Origin of the sequence: Imhoffiella purpurea, assembly GCF_000585215.1 — a bacterium.
Taxonomy (GTDB): domain Bacteria; phylum Pseudomonadota; class Gammaproteobacteria; order Chromatiales; family Chromatiaceae; genus Imhoffiella; species Imhoffiella purpurea.
Genome location: NZ_AONC01000026.1, coordinates 1 through 14,010, shown reverse-complemented (window position 1 = coordinate 14,010; position 14,010 = coordinate 1). Strand labels below are relative to the sequence as shown.

The following is a 14,010-nucleotide window of genomic DNA, read 5'->3' as shown; positions in this document are numbered from 1 at the left end:
TCGATCAGAGGAAGGTCACGCCGACCTGGAACAGACGCTCGACCTCGGCGATGCGCCTCTTGTCCTGGAGGAAGAGGATGACGTGATCCTCCGACTCGATGAGGGTGTCGTTGTGGGCGATGATGACCGCGTCGCCGCGCACCAGGGCGCCGATGGAGGCCCCCTTCGGCAGTCTCAGCTCGCCGATGCGGCGTCCGACGACCTTGCTCGACATCTTGTCGCCGTGGGCGATGGCCTCGATCGCCTCGGCGGCGCCGCGCCGCAGCGAATGGACCATCACCACGTCGCCGCGCCGCACGTGCTTGAGCAGACTGCCGATGGTCGCCTGCTGGGGCGAGATGGCGATGTCGATGCTGCCGGACTGCACCAGATCCACGTAGGAGGCGCGGTTGATCAGGGCCATCACTTTGCGTGCGCCCAGCCGCTTGGCGAGCATGGCCGAGAGGATATTGGCCTCGTCGTCGTTGGTCACGGCGCAGAAGACGTCGGTGCTCTCGATGTTCTCTTCCAGCAGCAGATCCTGATCGGCGGCGTCGCCGTGGAGCACGATGGTCTTCTCGAGCGATTCGGCGATGCGTTTGCAGTGCCCCAGTTTGCGCTCGATGATCTTGACCCGGAAGCTCTGTTCCAGGGCCTTGGCCAGCCGGGTGCCGATATTGCCGCCGCCGGCGATGATGATGCGCTTGTAGGATTCGTCGAGCCGGCGCAGTTCGCCCATGACGGCGCGGATGTGAACCGGCGCGGCGAGGAAGAAGACCTCGTCGTCCACCTCGATGACGGTGTCGCCCTCGGGCTGGATGGCGCGGTCCTGGCGGTAGATGGCGGCCACCCGCGCCTCGACGTGAGGCATGCGCTGCTGCAGCGTGCGCAGCTCGTGTCCGACCAGGGGGCCGCCGTAATAGGCCTTGACCGCCACCAGACGGATGCGTCCCCCGGCGAAGTCCAGCACCTGCAGGGTGCCCGGATTCTGGATCAGCCGGATGATGTAGTCGGTGACCAGGGCCTCGGGGCTGATGGCGACATCGATCGGCAGCGCCTCGGAGGTGAAGAGCTTGGGCTGCTCCAGGAAGCTCTGGGCGCGCACCCGGGCGATCTTGGTCGGGGTGTGGAAGAGGGTATAGGCGACCTGACAGGCCACCATGTTGGTCTCGTCGCTGTTGGTGACCGCGATGATCATGTCCGCGTCCTCGGCACCGGCGCGCAGCAGCACGTCCGGGTGGGCGCCGTGACCGAATATGGTGCGCAGATCGAAGCGGTCCTGCAATTCGCGCAGCAGGTCCGGGTTGTGGTCGACCACGGTGATGTCGTTGGCCTCGCTGACCAGATTCGCCGCCACCGAGGTGCCGACCTGGCCGGCTCCGAGGATGATGATTTTCATGCTGGCCTCCAGCTTCCAGCTTCCAGCTTCCAGCCAGAAGAGGAGCGCCCGCGTTGTTCCAGGGGCGATGCCCATGGAGCCTGAGTAAAGCGTGCCGATTGCTCCGCTGGAAGCTGGCTGCTGGAAGCTGGAAGCTGATCCCTCATCGTCGCTCTTTGATCTCGATGCCGAGCGAGCGCAGCTTGCGGTAGAGATGGGTGCGCTCCATCCCGGCCTCCTTGGCCATCTTGCTGACGTTGCCGGCGTGCTTCTCGAGCTGATAGTCCAGATAGGCCTTCTCGAACTGCTCGCGCGCCTGACGCAGCGGCTGGTCGAAGGAGACCAGTCCCTCCAGCGCCTGTGCCTGGACCGGCGGCGGTGCGCCCAATGCGCTTTCGACCTCCTTCTGGCTGATCTCGTCGCCGGCGCCCAGGATGAGGACGCGCTGCACCAGATTCTTGAGTTCGCGGACGTTGCCCGGCCAGCTGTAGTTGCGCAGGAAGTTCTGGGCGCCGACGCTGAAGCGGCGATAGGGCAGCTTCTCGTGGGTGGCGAAATAGTCGAGATAGAAGTTCAAGAGGTCCGGGACATCCTCGGCGTGATCCTGCAGCGCCGGGATGTTCAATGGGACCACGTTGAGATGGTAGAAGAGATCCTCGCGGAAGCGGCCGGCCCGGACCTCGTCCTCCAGATTGCGCTGGGTCACGGCGACGATGCGCACGTCGATGCGGACCGGCTCGCTGCCCCCGACCCGAAGGAAGGACCCGCTGTCGAGCGCGCCCAGGAGCTTGGACTGGGCATCCCATTCCATGTCCGCGACCTCGTCGAGCAGCAATGTGCCGCCCGCCGCCTTCTCCAGGCTGCCGTAATGGGTGTGTTCTCCCTCCTCGGTGCCGAAGAGCTCGCGCGAGGCGTTGCCGCCGGCCAGCGAGGAGACGCTGAGATCGACGAAGGGGCGCTCGCGCCTGGCGCTCTGCGAGTGCAGGTAGCGGGCGAAGGTCTCGCGTCCGCTGCCGGACTCGCCGGTGATCAGGACCCAGGTGTCGTGCTGGGCGATGCGCTTGACCTGCTCGCGCAGACGCTGCATCACCGCGCTGCGTCCGATCGGCTCGTGGACCTGGGGGGCGCGGCGCTTGAGTCCGATGTTCTCCTGCTGCAGCTTGTCCGCCTCCAGGGCGCGCTCGATGGTGAGCAGCAGCTTGGCCATCGACAGCGGTTTCTCGAGGAAGTCGTAGGCGCCGAGCCGGGTGGCCTCCACCGCCGTCTCGACCGTGCCGTGACCGGACATCATGATGACGGGACAAGGCAGATCGTCGTCCTCGGACCATTCCTTGAGCAGCGTGATGCCGTCGATGTCGGGCATCCAGATGTCCAGCAGGATCAGATCGGGACGGCGGTCGCGCAGGGCGTGGCGCGCGGCCTCGCCGTTCTCGGCGATGGCGACGCCATAGCCCTCGTCCTCGAGGATTTCCTTCACCAGACCTCGGATGTCGGGCTCGTCGTCTACCACCAGGATATGGGTTGCACTCATGGGATTCTGTGTTGCTCCTGACCTTGGGCCGCGGCGGAGGCGGCTTGCCAGACCGGCAGCCGAACCTTGATGAGGGCGCCTTCACCGGTATTTTCGACCGTGATCATACCGCCGTGCTCTTCAATAATCTTCTTGACGATCGCCAGACCGAGGCCGGTTCCCTTGTCCTTGGTGGTGACATAGGGCTCGAACAGCCGGTCCATGAGCTGAGATTCGAATCCGGGACCGTTGTCGGCGACCAGGAATTGGATGAAGGGGCCTTCCTCCTGTTCGATACGCTCGGTGGCGACCTGGATGAGTGCCGATTCGCGTCCTTCCAGTGCCTCCTGGGCGTTCTTGATCAGATTGTGGATGACCTGGCGCAGACGCAATGGGTCGCCCCGCACCATGAGCCTCGGCGTGTCGAGCGAGACCCGCAGCGCCGGCGTGCCCGCGCTGCGGTAGAGGTCGAGAACCTCCTGCGCCAGCTGGTCGAAAACGAGCGGCTCCTGCTGGATCCTGGGTGCCCGGGCATAGTCGGAGAAGTCGTTGACCATGGCCTTCATGGCCTCGACCTGCTGGATGATGGTGCGGGTCGAGCGGTCGATGACGTTGGCGTCCTTCTCCTCCGCCTTCGCCAGCAGCTTGTGGCGCAGCCGCTCGGCCGAGAGCTGGATGGGGGTGAGCGGGTTCTTGATCTCGTGCGCCAGACGCCGCGCCACCTCGGCCCAGGCCGCGTTGCGCTGGGCGACGATGAGCGAGGTGATGTCGTCGAAGACCACCACGTGACCGCGATGCTTGGAATCCGAGAGCGGCAGCGGGCTGCCCCGGCACATGAGCGTCTGGTTGCCCTCGGCGCGCTGCAGGGTCACCTCCGCCCGCCAGGCCTGGCCCGCGGTCAGGTGTCGGCGCACCGTCTCGGTCCAGGGCGTGATCCAGGGCTGCTCCTGTTCGATTCGCTCCAGCGTGGGGCCGGCGTCCTCGGCGAACTGCAGCGCCAGAATGCTGTGTGCGGCCGGATTGGCGGTGCGCATGCGCTGGTTGTCGTCGAAGGCGACCACGCCAGAGGAGAGCCGCCCGAGGACGGTCTCGAGATAGTTGCGCTGGGTCTCGACCGCCTGTTTGCTGCGCGCGGCCGCGTCCCGGGCCTGGGCGATGCGGCGCGACATGGCGTTGAAGGAGGCGACCAGGAAGGTGAGTTCGTCGTCGTGGCTCGGCAGCGGGATCTGCTGCTCGTACTCGCCCTCGGCGATGGAGCGCGTGGCCCGGGCGATGTCGGCGATGGGCGCGACCAGACGCCGGGCGGTGTGGAAGGCCGCGATCAGCGCCGCCATGAGTCCGAACAGCAGCACCAGGGAGAGCGTCAGCGAGAAGCTGAACTTGAGCGACTGGCGCAGATAGGCGAGCTCGGTGTAGCGGTTGTAGGCGTCCTCGAGCCGCTCCGACAGCTCGCTGATGCGGGCCGAGGTGGGGAAGATCGCCTGCATCTGCATGGGACGGCCGCGCGGATCCTGGACCAGGACCCGCACCACCAGATCCTCGCCAGCGCCTGTCTCCAGACCCACATAGTTGGTTCCGGCACGCACGCTCTGCTGGATCTCGCGCTCGGCGTGATTGGGGACCAGCTGGGTCGGATCCTCGTTCGAGGTTCCCAGTACCATGCCGCCCTGGCCGTAGACGGTCAGCTCGATCGCACCCGCCTGGCGGCGCAGATTGTTGAGGCTGAGCGCGATCGCGGTCGAGGAGCGGTCCTCGATGCTGTCCAGGAGCTGTTCGGTGTATTTGCTCAGGACCCTTTGATTCAGGTCCAGCGATGCCTGATTCAGCACCAGGGCGTCCTGCATCGCCCGGCCGATGGCGACGTCGAACCAGCTATCGATGCCGCGCAGCAGGAAACCGAGCGAGAAATAGTAGACGACGCCCACGGGAAGCAGCGAGATGAGCGCGAAGAGCACGACGATGCGCGCGGTCAGGCGCGAGCCGGCCGCCTGGTGGCGATAGCGGCGCACCAGCTTGACCACGTTGACGACCACGAGCACGGCCAGGACCGCCAGGCCGGCCAGGACCATCCCGAGCAGGGGCACGAAGGCGCGGCTGAGCGTCTCGGAGTTCTGCACCGAGTCCCGCATCAGGACCAGGACGACGAACAGACCGACGATCAGGAGGGCGACCGGGAGGGTTCCGAGTCCGCGTCGCCAGTTCAGTCTGTGATCGGCCACTTGGTCCACCCGCTGGAGAGCTTCCAGGATGGCATGAGATAGGCGAGGGGGCGCAAGGGGAGCGGCAGCTCCTCGATGTCCAGGAAGACCTTGACCTGGACCTCGTAATCCTCGTCCGGGTCCAGGTCCTTGCGGTCGACGAGCTCCAGGTCGGTCAGCTCGCCGAGGGCACGGATCGCCGCCTCGCGGGTGACGAAGCTGCGTCCGCTCGATCCCGGAAGCCGGTAGACCTCGTAGTTCTCCGAAAGCGGCTTGTAGCGGATGGCGTTGCGGATCTGCAGGTCGAGCAGGCTGTCCTCCCACATCCATGCCTTGGTGCGGCGGACCTGGATATGGGTCACGATGGTCAGTGGCACGCCGTTGTCGAGCGCTTCCAAGGCGTTCTGGCTGAGATGGAAGTCCACCGTGGCGTCCAGTTGGTAGATCCCATCGACCAGCCGGATCTGCGCCTGCCTGACCTCCAGCTCCTCCTTGGCGAGGATGGGCGCGGAAAGCATGGCCGCGACGCAGAGCGCGAGCAGAAGCCTGAAGGTGAGCTGATGCCTGGGGCTCATGCGGAGTCTTTCGCGATGAGGGCGTAATAGAAGCCGTCGCTGCCGCCGTCGGTCGGCAGGAGCTGGCGGCCGTGCGTCAGCGCGCGACCCAGGTCCGTCGGCAATGGAATCTCCCTGGCCTCGGGATGCCGCGCCAGGAAATCCGCGATCTGGGACTGATTCTCCTCGGGGAGCAGCGAGCAGGTCGCGTAGAGCAGGCGTCCGCCGGGCGCGAGCAGCGGCCAGATGGCCTCCAGGATGTGTCTCTGGGTCTCGCACAGCGCCTCGATGTCGCTCGCGCGCCTCAGCCATTTGATGTCCGGATGACGGCGGATGACACCTGTCGCGGAGCAGGGGACGTCGAGCAGGATGCGGTCGTAGCGTCGCTCGGCCCAGGATCCGGCGGGGCCGTCGGCATCGCCGACGGCGACCTCGGCGTTCAGTCCCAGTCGTGCCAGCAGATTGCGAACGGCGTCGAGGCGTGCCGGGTCGTGATCGATCGCGGTCAGCTCGATGGCGTTTCCCGCCCGTTCGAGGATGGCGGCCGTCTTGCCGCCCGGGGCCGCGCAGGCGTCCAGCACCCGCTGACCCGGGGCCGCGTCGAGCAACTGGGCGGCGAGCTGCGCGCCGGCGTCCTGGATCGAGACCCAGCCGCGATCGAAGTCGGGCAGCTCGCGGGCCGGAAGCGGGCGCTCCAGCATGAGCCCGCAGTCGCATCCGGCGATGGGCGTCGCCGCGATATCGGCCGCGGCGAGCCGCTGGGCATAGGCCTGCGGCGTGGTGCGCAGCCGGTTGACGCGCAGGCTCATGGGCGGGCGCCCGTTGCTGGCCGCGACCATGTCTTGCCAATCCCTCGGCCAGGCCGCGCGCAGGCGCTCGAGCAGCCAGTCGGGGAAGAGCCAGCGCAGGTCGGGATCGTCGCGGTCGATCGCCTCCTCCAGCGCCTCGCGCTCGCGCAGGAAGCGTCTCAGCAGGGCGTTGACCAGGGATGCCTTGTTGACCTTGCCGAGCAGTCTGGCCGCATCGACCGTGGCCGAGACGGCGGCATGCGCCGGTGTGTGCATGGCGCTCAATTGATAGAGACCGATCAGGATGAGCGCGTCGATGTCGCGGTCTTCGCGCTTGAGCGGACGGTTCAGGAGCCGGCTGGAAATGGCTTCGAGTCTCGGCAGGATTCGCAGCGTGCCGTAGCTCATCTCCTGGATGAGCGACTGGTCGGGGGCCGATACGCTCGACTGTGCGTCTTGCATGACCCGGGTCAGGGATTCGCCCCGGTCGCGCACGCGATGGACCGCCCGCGCCGCCGTGGCGCGCGAGCGCGCTCCGGCCGGCGCGGTCTTGCTCGGCTGACGTTCAGTCAAAACGTGCGCCGTCCAGGCTGCGCGCGTTCAGATAGTCTGCCGCGCTCATCGGCTTTTTGCCCGACGGCTGGAGACGGGTGATGCGCAGCAGGCCGTCTCCGGTCGCGATCCGGATGCCGCGCTTGCCGGTGTCCACCAGGGTCCCCGGGGCCACCGAGGCGGTTTCGGCCTCGGCCTCGGCATCCCAGATGCGCAGCGTCTCGCCGTCGAGAAGCGTGTAGGCGATCGGCCAGGGATCGAAGGCGCGCACCTGACGCTCGATGGCCGCGGCGCTCCAGGTCCAGTCGATCCTGGCCTCCTCCTTGGTCAGCTTGTGGGCGTAGGTGGCGGCCGAATCGTCCTGCGGTTCGGGACGGGCGGAACCGTCGGCGATTCCGGGCAGTGCCGCGATCAGCGCCTCGGCGCCCAGGACCGCCAGACGGTCGTGCAGGGAGCCGCCGGTCTCGCGTGGCGCGACGGGGATCTCGGCCCGGCGATAGACGGGGCCCGTGTCGAGCCCGGCCTCCATGCGCATGATGCAGACACCGGCCGTGGCATCGCCCGCCAGCACGGAGCGCTGGATGGGGGCGGCGCCGCGCCAGCGCGGCAGCAGCGAGGCATGGACATTGACGCAGCCCAGGCGCGGGGCCTCCAGCACCTCGACCGGCAGCAGCAGGCCGTAGGCCACCACCACCATGAGGTCGGCGCCGAGCGCGCGCAGCCGCTCCACCGCGTCCGGATCACGCTTCAGGCTCTGGGGCTGGAGCACCTGGATGCCGGCATCCAGGGCCAGCCTCTTGACCGGGCTCATCTGCAGCTTGCGGCCGCGTCCGGCGGGACGGTCGGGCTGGGTATAGACGGCGATCAGGTCGAGATCCGCCGCGATCAATGCGGAGAGACTCGGGACCGCGAATTCGGGCGTTCCCGCGAAAATGACCTTCAGGCGGTTCATGGACGATCCTGGTGTTGCAGTCGGACGCGGGGGCCTCGATCGCGACCGGATCGAGACGAAGGCATGGCGCTTTGATGGGCGATCAGGGCGTGAGGCACTAGATGACACCCCGGCGCGGCTCGGCCGCCTGGGACGGTTGCTGGCGCTGATCCTTCTCGAGCTTGCGACGGATGCGCTGACGTTTGAGCATGGAGATGTGGTCGACGAACAGCTTGCCGTCCAGGTGATCGATCTCATGTTGGATGCAGACCGCCAGCAGGCCGTCGGCCTCGAGCGTGAATGCATTGCCGTCGCGATCGAGCGCGCTGACCGTCACCCGCTCGGCGCGCGTGACCGGCTCGAAGAAACCGGGCACCGACAGACAGCCCTCGTCCATCTGGGTCTTGCCCTCCTTGGAGAGGATCTCTGGATTGATCAGACAAAGCGGGGTGTCGTGGTTCTCCGAGGTGTCGATCACGACGATGCGGCGCTGTATGTCCACCTGATTGGCGGCGAGACCGATGCCGGGGGCTGCATACATGGTCTCGAGCATGTCGTCGAGGATCTCGCGCACCGAGCCGTCGACCTGGGACACGGGCAGGGCCTTCAGGCGGAGCCTGGGATTTGGGAAGGTGAGGATATCGAGCTTGGCCATCTTGGGATTCGTCGTCGGAATGTCATGCGCAACCTTCGCGCATAACGGGTGGAAGCCGCTATGGCGTGTGCGCTACTATCGCTTAGATACTACACCCCTTAGTAGGGGCGGGTGAATCCCGTTTCGATCATCGCGGAGGATCCATGCGCGCCACTGCTCGCCAATTCGTTCGAATTTCGCTGCTCGTGGGCTCGATGGCGCTGCTGATGCCGGCCGCCTTCGCCGTGGAGCTGGCTCCGGATGCCCCGCGAACCTATGTCGTGCGGTCCGGCGACACGCTCTGGGGCATCGCCGGTCGGTTCCTGCGCGATCCCTGGCTTTGGCCCGAGGTTTGGCAGGCCAATCCGGGCGTCGGGGATCCCGATCTCATCTATCCGGGCGATGTGCTCGAGCTGAGCATGGTGAACGGCGAGCCGCGCATCCGCTCCAACCGGGGCGCGCGTGGCGGTCCGCGTGTGGTGCGGCTGACCCCGCACGTGCGCTCGAGCAGGCTCGACGATGCCGTGCCCACGATCCGTTTCTCGGCCATCGCGCCCTTCCTGACCCGGCCCTACGTGGCCGATTCGCAGGACATCAAGCGCGCGCCCTACGTGGTCGGCTTCCCGGACGAGCATCTGATCGCCGGCCTCAACGATTCCATCTACGTGCGCCGCATCGACAGCAATGCCCAGAACAGCTTCCAGATCCTGCGTCCCGGCGACGAGCTGCGCGATCCGGATACCAACGAGCTGCTCGGGTACGAGGCCGTCTTCGTCGCCAGCGCCCGTTTGGAGCGGGTCGGCGATCCGGCCAAGCTCAGGGTGGTGCGCATGGAGCGCCAGGTCTCGATCGGGGATCGCGTCATCCCCTCCGACGAGGAGCGGCGGCTGGAGAATTTCTTCCCCCACCCGGCCCCGGAGGGGATGCGCGGGCGCATCATCTCGGTGCTCAACGGCGTCTCCAATATCGGTACCTATGACGTCGTGGTGATCAACCGGGGCGAAAAGGACCGGATCGAGACCGGCCACGTCTTCGAGACCTTCGTCGGCGGTACCAAGGAGCGTGATTTCGTCAAGAGCGGCGATTACGATCCCAAATGGCGCGGCCCGGGGCCGCTCGAGTCCGAGTTCTGGCTCGGCAGCGACTACGAGAAGAAGGGCTGGCGGGCCGACGAGCCCGATTCCAACGCGCCATTCCCGCTGCACATGGACTTCCGCCGCAACAACCCGAAATATTTCAAGCCGTTCGAGAAATCGGGCATCCTCATGGTCTTTCGCAGCTTCGACCGGGTGAGCTTCGCCCTGGTGCTCGAGGCCACTCGTTCCCTCAACGTCGGCGACTGGATTGCCTCGCCTCCCTCCTGATCCGCATTCGAGCGGCTCCTGTTCCTCGGCGGCCGCTCGTCGATTCCATCGCGACTGGCTGGTCATCAGTCTGGCGCCAGGGATCGGGCCACGGACGGCGCTGCGTCTCCACGAGCATTTCGGCAGCCCCGCGGCGGTGCTGTCCGCCTCGCGTTCCGATCTCGGCGATCTCGGGCTCAAGCCTCCGGCCCTCGACTGGCTCAAGCACCCGGACCGAGCGGCCATCGATTCGGTGCTGAGCTGGGCCGAGCGGCCCGGGGCCCATCTGCTCGGCCTGGACGACCCCAGATATCCACCCCTGCTGCGCGAGATCGCCGATCCTCCCCCGTTGCTCTATGTGCGGGGAGATATCGGGCTGCTCTCCGAGCCTCAGATCGCCGTCGTTGGCAGCCGCAATCCCAGTCCGGGCGGACGCGAGATCACGGCCGAGCTGGTCCGCGAGCTGGCGCGCTGCGGTCTGGTCGTGACCAGCGGACTGGCCTTCGGGATCGACGGCGTGGCCCATGAGGCGGCGCTCGAGACCGGGCAGAGCATCGCTGTGCTCGGCACGGGACCCGACCTGGTCTATCCCTCGGCGCATGTGGATCTCGCCTGCCGGATCGTGGAACGGGGTGCCCTGGTCACCGAGCTTCCGCCCGGGCGGGGGCCGCAGGCGCGGAACTTCCCGCGGCGCAACCGTCTGATCAGCGGTCTGAGTCTCGGTGTCCTGGTGACCGAGGCCGCCCTCAAGAGCGGCTCTCTCATCACGGCCAGGTCCGCCCTGGAGCAGGGGCGGGAGGTCTTCGCCGTTCCGGGTCCGATCGGTAGCCCCTTGTCCCGGGGCTGTCACGCGCTGATCCGCGATGGGGCCAGACTGGTCGAGACCGCCGCCGATATTCTGTCGGAATTGGCGCCCCAGCTGCGTGGTGCGCTGGACTCGGATGCGTCTCCCGATGCCTCGGGGGAAGGCCTCGAGCCGGCGGGTCTGGAAGGGGACGAGCGTCTGCTGTGGGAAGCGTTGGGCTTCGATCAGCTGGCGCCGGACGAGCTGATCGCGCGCACCGGTCTGCCCGCGGAACAGGTATTGTCCATGTTGTTGCTCATGGAACTGAATGGTCATGTATCATCCCTTCCGGGCGGCCGCTATTGCCGTGCTTCCGGATAGCGAAGACCCATTTTGGCGCGGATCGGCGCACATTCACTTCGATCGCCCGGTCGAAGATGCCCATCGAGGTTGGCTGATGTACGAAAATATGGTCGATGTTCTGATCTACCTTTACGAGAACTACATGGATGGCGACGTTCAGCCTCCCGTCGAACAGCACGAGCTGGAGGATGAGCTGGTCCAGGCGGGCTTCAGTCAGGGCGAGATCGAAAAGGCGCTGCGCTGGCTCGACGAGCTCGCCGTGGGCGTCGAGGCCACGGAGGAGCAATCTCATCTGGGCCGTGCGGTGCGCGTCTACAGCGATCTCGAATGCGAGAAGCTGGACACCGAGGTGCGTGGGTTGCTGATGTCGCTCGAGCAGAGCGGAATCCTGGATTCGGTCAGCCGCGAACTGGTGATCGACCGTCTGCTGGCGATCGACCATCCGCAGGTCCTGGCCGAAGACGTCAAATGGGTTTCGCTGCTCGTTCTCATGAACCGTCCCGGCCGGGAGGATGCCTTCACACAGGTGGAGGACATGCTCTACAACGAAGATCCTGTCTATATGCACTGACGTCGTTTGCGATCGGCTGTCCCGTCCGGCTCTGCCTTCCGATATCGGGCGGTTGTTTTCGCTCCTGGTCCGGATCGCACCGGATCCAGTCCGTCGGTCGCTCCTCACCTTCTCCATGCCCCGGTGCGCAGGGACGGGGGGCGCAGCCGCGGTCTCTCGCGCCGCGCTCGTCTGTCGGCCGTTTTTCGAGTCGACCTTGACGTCGGCCTTCGACCCGGAGTTACCCTAGAGAGAGGCACGTCAACCCTAACCAGAATCCTGAATGAACCTCGTCATCGTCGAATCGCCGGCCAAGGCCAAGACCATCAAGAAGTACCTCGGAGCCGACTTCGAGGTGATCGCCTCCTATGGGCACGTCCGCGACCTGGTTCCGAAGGAGGGGGCGGTCGATCCGGATCATGGCTTCGCCATGAAGTACCAGATCATCGATCGCAACGAGAAGCACGTCCAGGCGATCGCCAAGAAGCTCAAGGAGTCCGAGGCGCTCTATCTCGCGACCGACCCGGACCGCGAGGGCGAGGCCATCTCCTGGCATCTCTACGAGCTGCTCAAGAGCCGCAGACAGCTCGGCAAGCGGCCCGTGCACCGTGTCGTGTTCAACGAGATCACCAAGCGGGCCGTCCAGGACGCCATCGCCAATCCGCGCGGCCTCTCCTACGATCTGGTCAACGCCCAGCAGGCCAGACGGGCGCTCGACTATCTGGTCGGCTTCAATCTGTCGCCATTGCTGTGGAAGAAGATCCGGCGCGGACTGTCGGCCGGTCGGGTGCAGAGTCCGGCGCTGCGTCTGATCTGCGAGCGCGAGGGCGAGATCGAGGCATTCGTCCGCCAGGAGTACTGGACCATCGAGGCGGACGCGAGCAAGGACGCGAAGCCCTTCGGCGCCAAGCTGACGACCTTCGGCGGCGAGAAGGTCGAGCAGTTCAGCATCACCGACGAGACGCGTGCCAACGAGGTCAAGACGGAACTCGAGCGCGCGGCCGACGGCAAGCTCGAGGTCGAAAAGGTCGAGCGCAAGCAGCGCAAGCGCTTTCCGGCGCCGCCCTTCATCACCTCGACCCTGCAGCAGGAGGCGGCGCGCAAGCTGGGGTTCACGGCCCAGCGCACCATGCGCGTGGCCCAGCAGCTCTACGAGGGCGTCGACGTCGGCGGCGGCGCCGTGGGTCTCATCACCTACATGCGAACCGACTCGGTCAATCTGGCCCAGGAGGCCCTGGGCGAGATCCGGTCCTTCATCGCCGAACGCTATGGCGAGGCGGATCTTCCCGAGCAGCCCCGTCACTACAAGACCAAGGCGAAGAACGCCCAGGAGGCCCACGAGGCCATCCGTCCGACCTCCATCCTGCGTGAGCCCGCGGCGATCAAGGCCCATCTGACGGTCGAGCAGGCCAAGCTCTACGAGCTCGTCTGGAAGCGCACCCTGGCCTGCCAGATGACGCATGCCCTCATCAACCAGGTGGCGGTCGACCTGAGCGCCGGGGCGGGCAATCTGCTGCGGGCGACCGGTTCCGTGGTCGCCGAGCCCGGGTTCATGCGCGTCTATCTCGAGGGCCGCGACGACGCCAAGAGCGCCGACGACGACGAGGACCGCATGCTGCCCGATCTCAAGGAGGGCGATCTGGTGGATCTGCTCCGGATCCGCGCCGAGCAGCACTTCACCGAGCCGCCGCCGCGCTATTCGGAGGCATCGCTGGTCAAGGCGCTGGAGGAGTTCGGGATCGGCCGGCCTTCCACCTATGCCTCCATCATCTCCACCCTGCAGGATCGCGAGTACGTGGTGCTCGACAAGAAGCGGTTCGTGCCGACCGACGTCGGGCGGGTGGTCAACAAGTTCCTGACCGAGTATTTCACCTCCTACGTCGACTACGACTTCACCGCCCGGCTCGAGGACGATCTGGACGCGGTCTCGCGCGGCGAGAGGGAGTGGATCCCGCTCCTGGAGCAGTTCTGGAGACCCTTCAAGGATCTGGTCGACCACACCCAGGAGAACGTCAAGCGCAGCGACGTGACCCAGGAGCGCATCGACGAGGCCTGCCCCAAGTGCGGCGGCCAGCTCTCGATCCGGCTCGGGCGCAACGGCCGCTTCATCGGCTGCACCAACTATCCGGACTGCGACTACACCCGCGATCTCAACGCCGACAAGGCGGAGCAGGAGGCGCCCGAGGTCGTGGAGGGACGCTCCTGTCCGCTCTGCGGTTCGGCCCTGGAGATCAAACGCGGACGCTACGGCAAGTTCATCGGCTGCAGCGCCTACCCCAACTGCAAGCACATCGAGCCGCTGGAGAAGCCTGAGGATACCGGGGTCGCCTGCCCCAAGTGCGGCAAGGCGACGCTGCAGAAGAAGAAGTCGCGGCGGGGCAAGATCTTCTATTCCTGCTCGACCTATCCGACCTGCGATTACGCGGTCTGGGACGAGCCGATCGCC

The 14,010-nt window shown here is 66.4% G+C and carries 11 protein-coding genes; 4 read left to right on the top strand and 7 right to left on the bottom strand.

The features are described 5' to 3' along the window. Positions 1-4: 4 nt before the first annotated feature. The 7 genes from trkA to def form a co-directional block, all read right to left on the bottom strand. On the bottom strand, positions 5-1,378 hold the full coding sequence (gene trkA / locus D779_RS08860; protein WP_043752867.1) for a Trk system potassium transporter TrkA: 1,374 nt from the start codon (positions 1,376-1,378) through the stop codon (positions 5-7). A gap of 142 nt (positions 1,379-1,520) precedes the next feature. Continuing rightward, positions 1,521-2,888, bottom strand: coding sequence for a sigma-54-dependent transcriptional regulator (locus D779_RS08855; protein ID WP_043752774.1), 1,368 nt, complete (start codon positions 2,886-2,888; stop codon positions 1,521-1,523). Beyond that, a complete protein-coding gene (locus tag D779_RS08850; protein ID WP_043752771.1) occupies positions 2,885-5,086 on the bottom strand; it encodes a sensor histidine kinase in 2,202 nt (733 codons plus the stop codon). Before D779_RS08850 ends, D779_RS08855 begins: the two co-directional genes overlap by 4 nt. Further along, positions 5,068-5,640 (bottom strand): DUF4390 domain-containing protein, encoded by a 573-nt coding sequence (locus D779_RS08845; protein WP_043752768.1) that lies wholly within the window; start codon positions 5,638-5,640, stop codon positions 5,068-5,070. Before D779_RS08845 ends, D779_RS08850 begins: the two co-directional genes overlap by 19 nt. Continuing rightward, the gene (gene rsmB, locus D779_RS08840; protein ID WP_043752764.1) at positions 5,637-6,980 is read right to left on the bottom strand and encodes a 16S rRNA (cytosine(967)-C(5))-methyltransferase RsmB; all 1,344 of its coding nucleotides are present in this window, start codon (positions 6,978-6,980) and stop codon (positions 5,637-5,639) included. The genes D779_RS08845 and rsmB overlap by 4 nt, the downstream gene beginning before the upstream one ends. Beyond that, positions 6,973-7,911 carry a methionyl-tRNA formyltransferase gene (gene fmt / locus D779_RS08835; protein WP_043752762.1) on the bottom strand — a complete coding sequence of 313 codons (939 nt, stop codon included), beginning with the start codon at positions 7,909-7,911 and terminating at the stop codon, positions 6,973-6,975. The genes rsmB and fmt overlap by 8 nt, the downstream gene beginning before the upstream one ends. Before the next feature lie 97 nt (positions 7,912-8,008). Beyond that, entirely contained in the window at positions 8,009-8,545 is a 537-nt protein-coding gene (gene def, locus D779_RS08830; RefSeq protein WP_043752759.1) for a peptide deformylase, read from the bottom strand. Positions 8,546-8,688: 143 nt separating this feature from the next. Here def and D779_RS08825 point away from each other — a divergent pair, with 143 nt between their 5' ends. The 4 genes from D779_RS08825 to topA form a co-directional block, all read left to right on the top strand. Continuing rightward, complete coding sequence (locus tag D779_RS08825; protein WP_043752756.1) at positions 8,689-9,888, top strand: LysM peptidoglycan-binding domain-containing protein; 1,200 nt, start codon at positions 8,689-8,691, stop codon at positions 9,886-9,888. Positions 9,889-9,946: 58 nt separating this feature from the next. Continuing rightward, positions 9,947-11,032, top strand: a complete 1,086-nt coding sequence (dprA, locus tag D779_RS08820; RefSeq protein ID WP_043752864.1) for a DNA-processing protein DprA — start codon at positions 9,947-9,949, stop codon at positions 11,030-11,032. 76 nt (positions 11,033-11,108) lie between these two features. Further along, a complete protein-coding gene (locus tag D779_RS08815) occupies positions 11,109-11,585 on the top strand; it encodes a DUF494 family protein (protein WP_043752753.1) in 477 nt (158 codons plus the stop codon). A 262-nt stretch (positions 11,586-11,847) separates the two neighbouring features. After that, the coding region (gene topA / locus D779_RS08810) for a type I DNA topoisomerase (RefSeq protein ID WP_043752749.1) at positions 11,848-14,010 on the top strand (2,163 nt) is incomplete at its 3' end.

Coding starts and splice junctions, on each gene's coding strand:
- trkA (WP_043752867.1), bottom strand. CDS start 1,378: ATGAAAATCATCATCCTCGGAGCCGGCCAGGTCGGCACCTCGGTGGCG.
- D779_RS08855 (WP_043752774.1), bottom strand. CDS start 2,888: ATGAGTGCAACCCATATCCTGGTGGTAGACGACGAGCCCGACATCCGA.
- D779_RS08845 (WP_043752768.1), bottom strand. CDS start 5,640: ATGAGCCCCAGGCATCAGCTCACCTTCAGGCTTCTGCTCGCGCTCTGC.
- fmt (WP_043752762.1), bottom strand. CDS start 7,911: ATGAACCGCCTGAAGGTCATTTTCGCGGGAACGCCCGAATTCGCGGTC.
- def (WP_043752759.1), bottom strand. CDS start 8,545: ATGGCCAAGCTCGATATCCTCACCTTCCCAAATCCCAGGCTCCGCCTG.
- D779_RS08825 (WP_043752756.1), top strand. CDS start 8,689: ATGCGCGCCACTGCTCGCCAATTCGTTCGAATTTCGCTGCTCGTGGGC.
- D779_RS08815 (WP_043752753.1), top strand. CDS start 11,109: ATGTACGAAAATATGGTCGATGTTCTGATCTACCTTTACGAGAACTAC.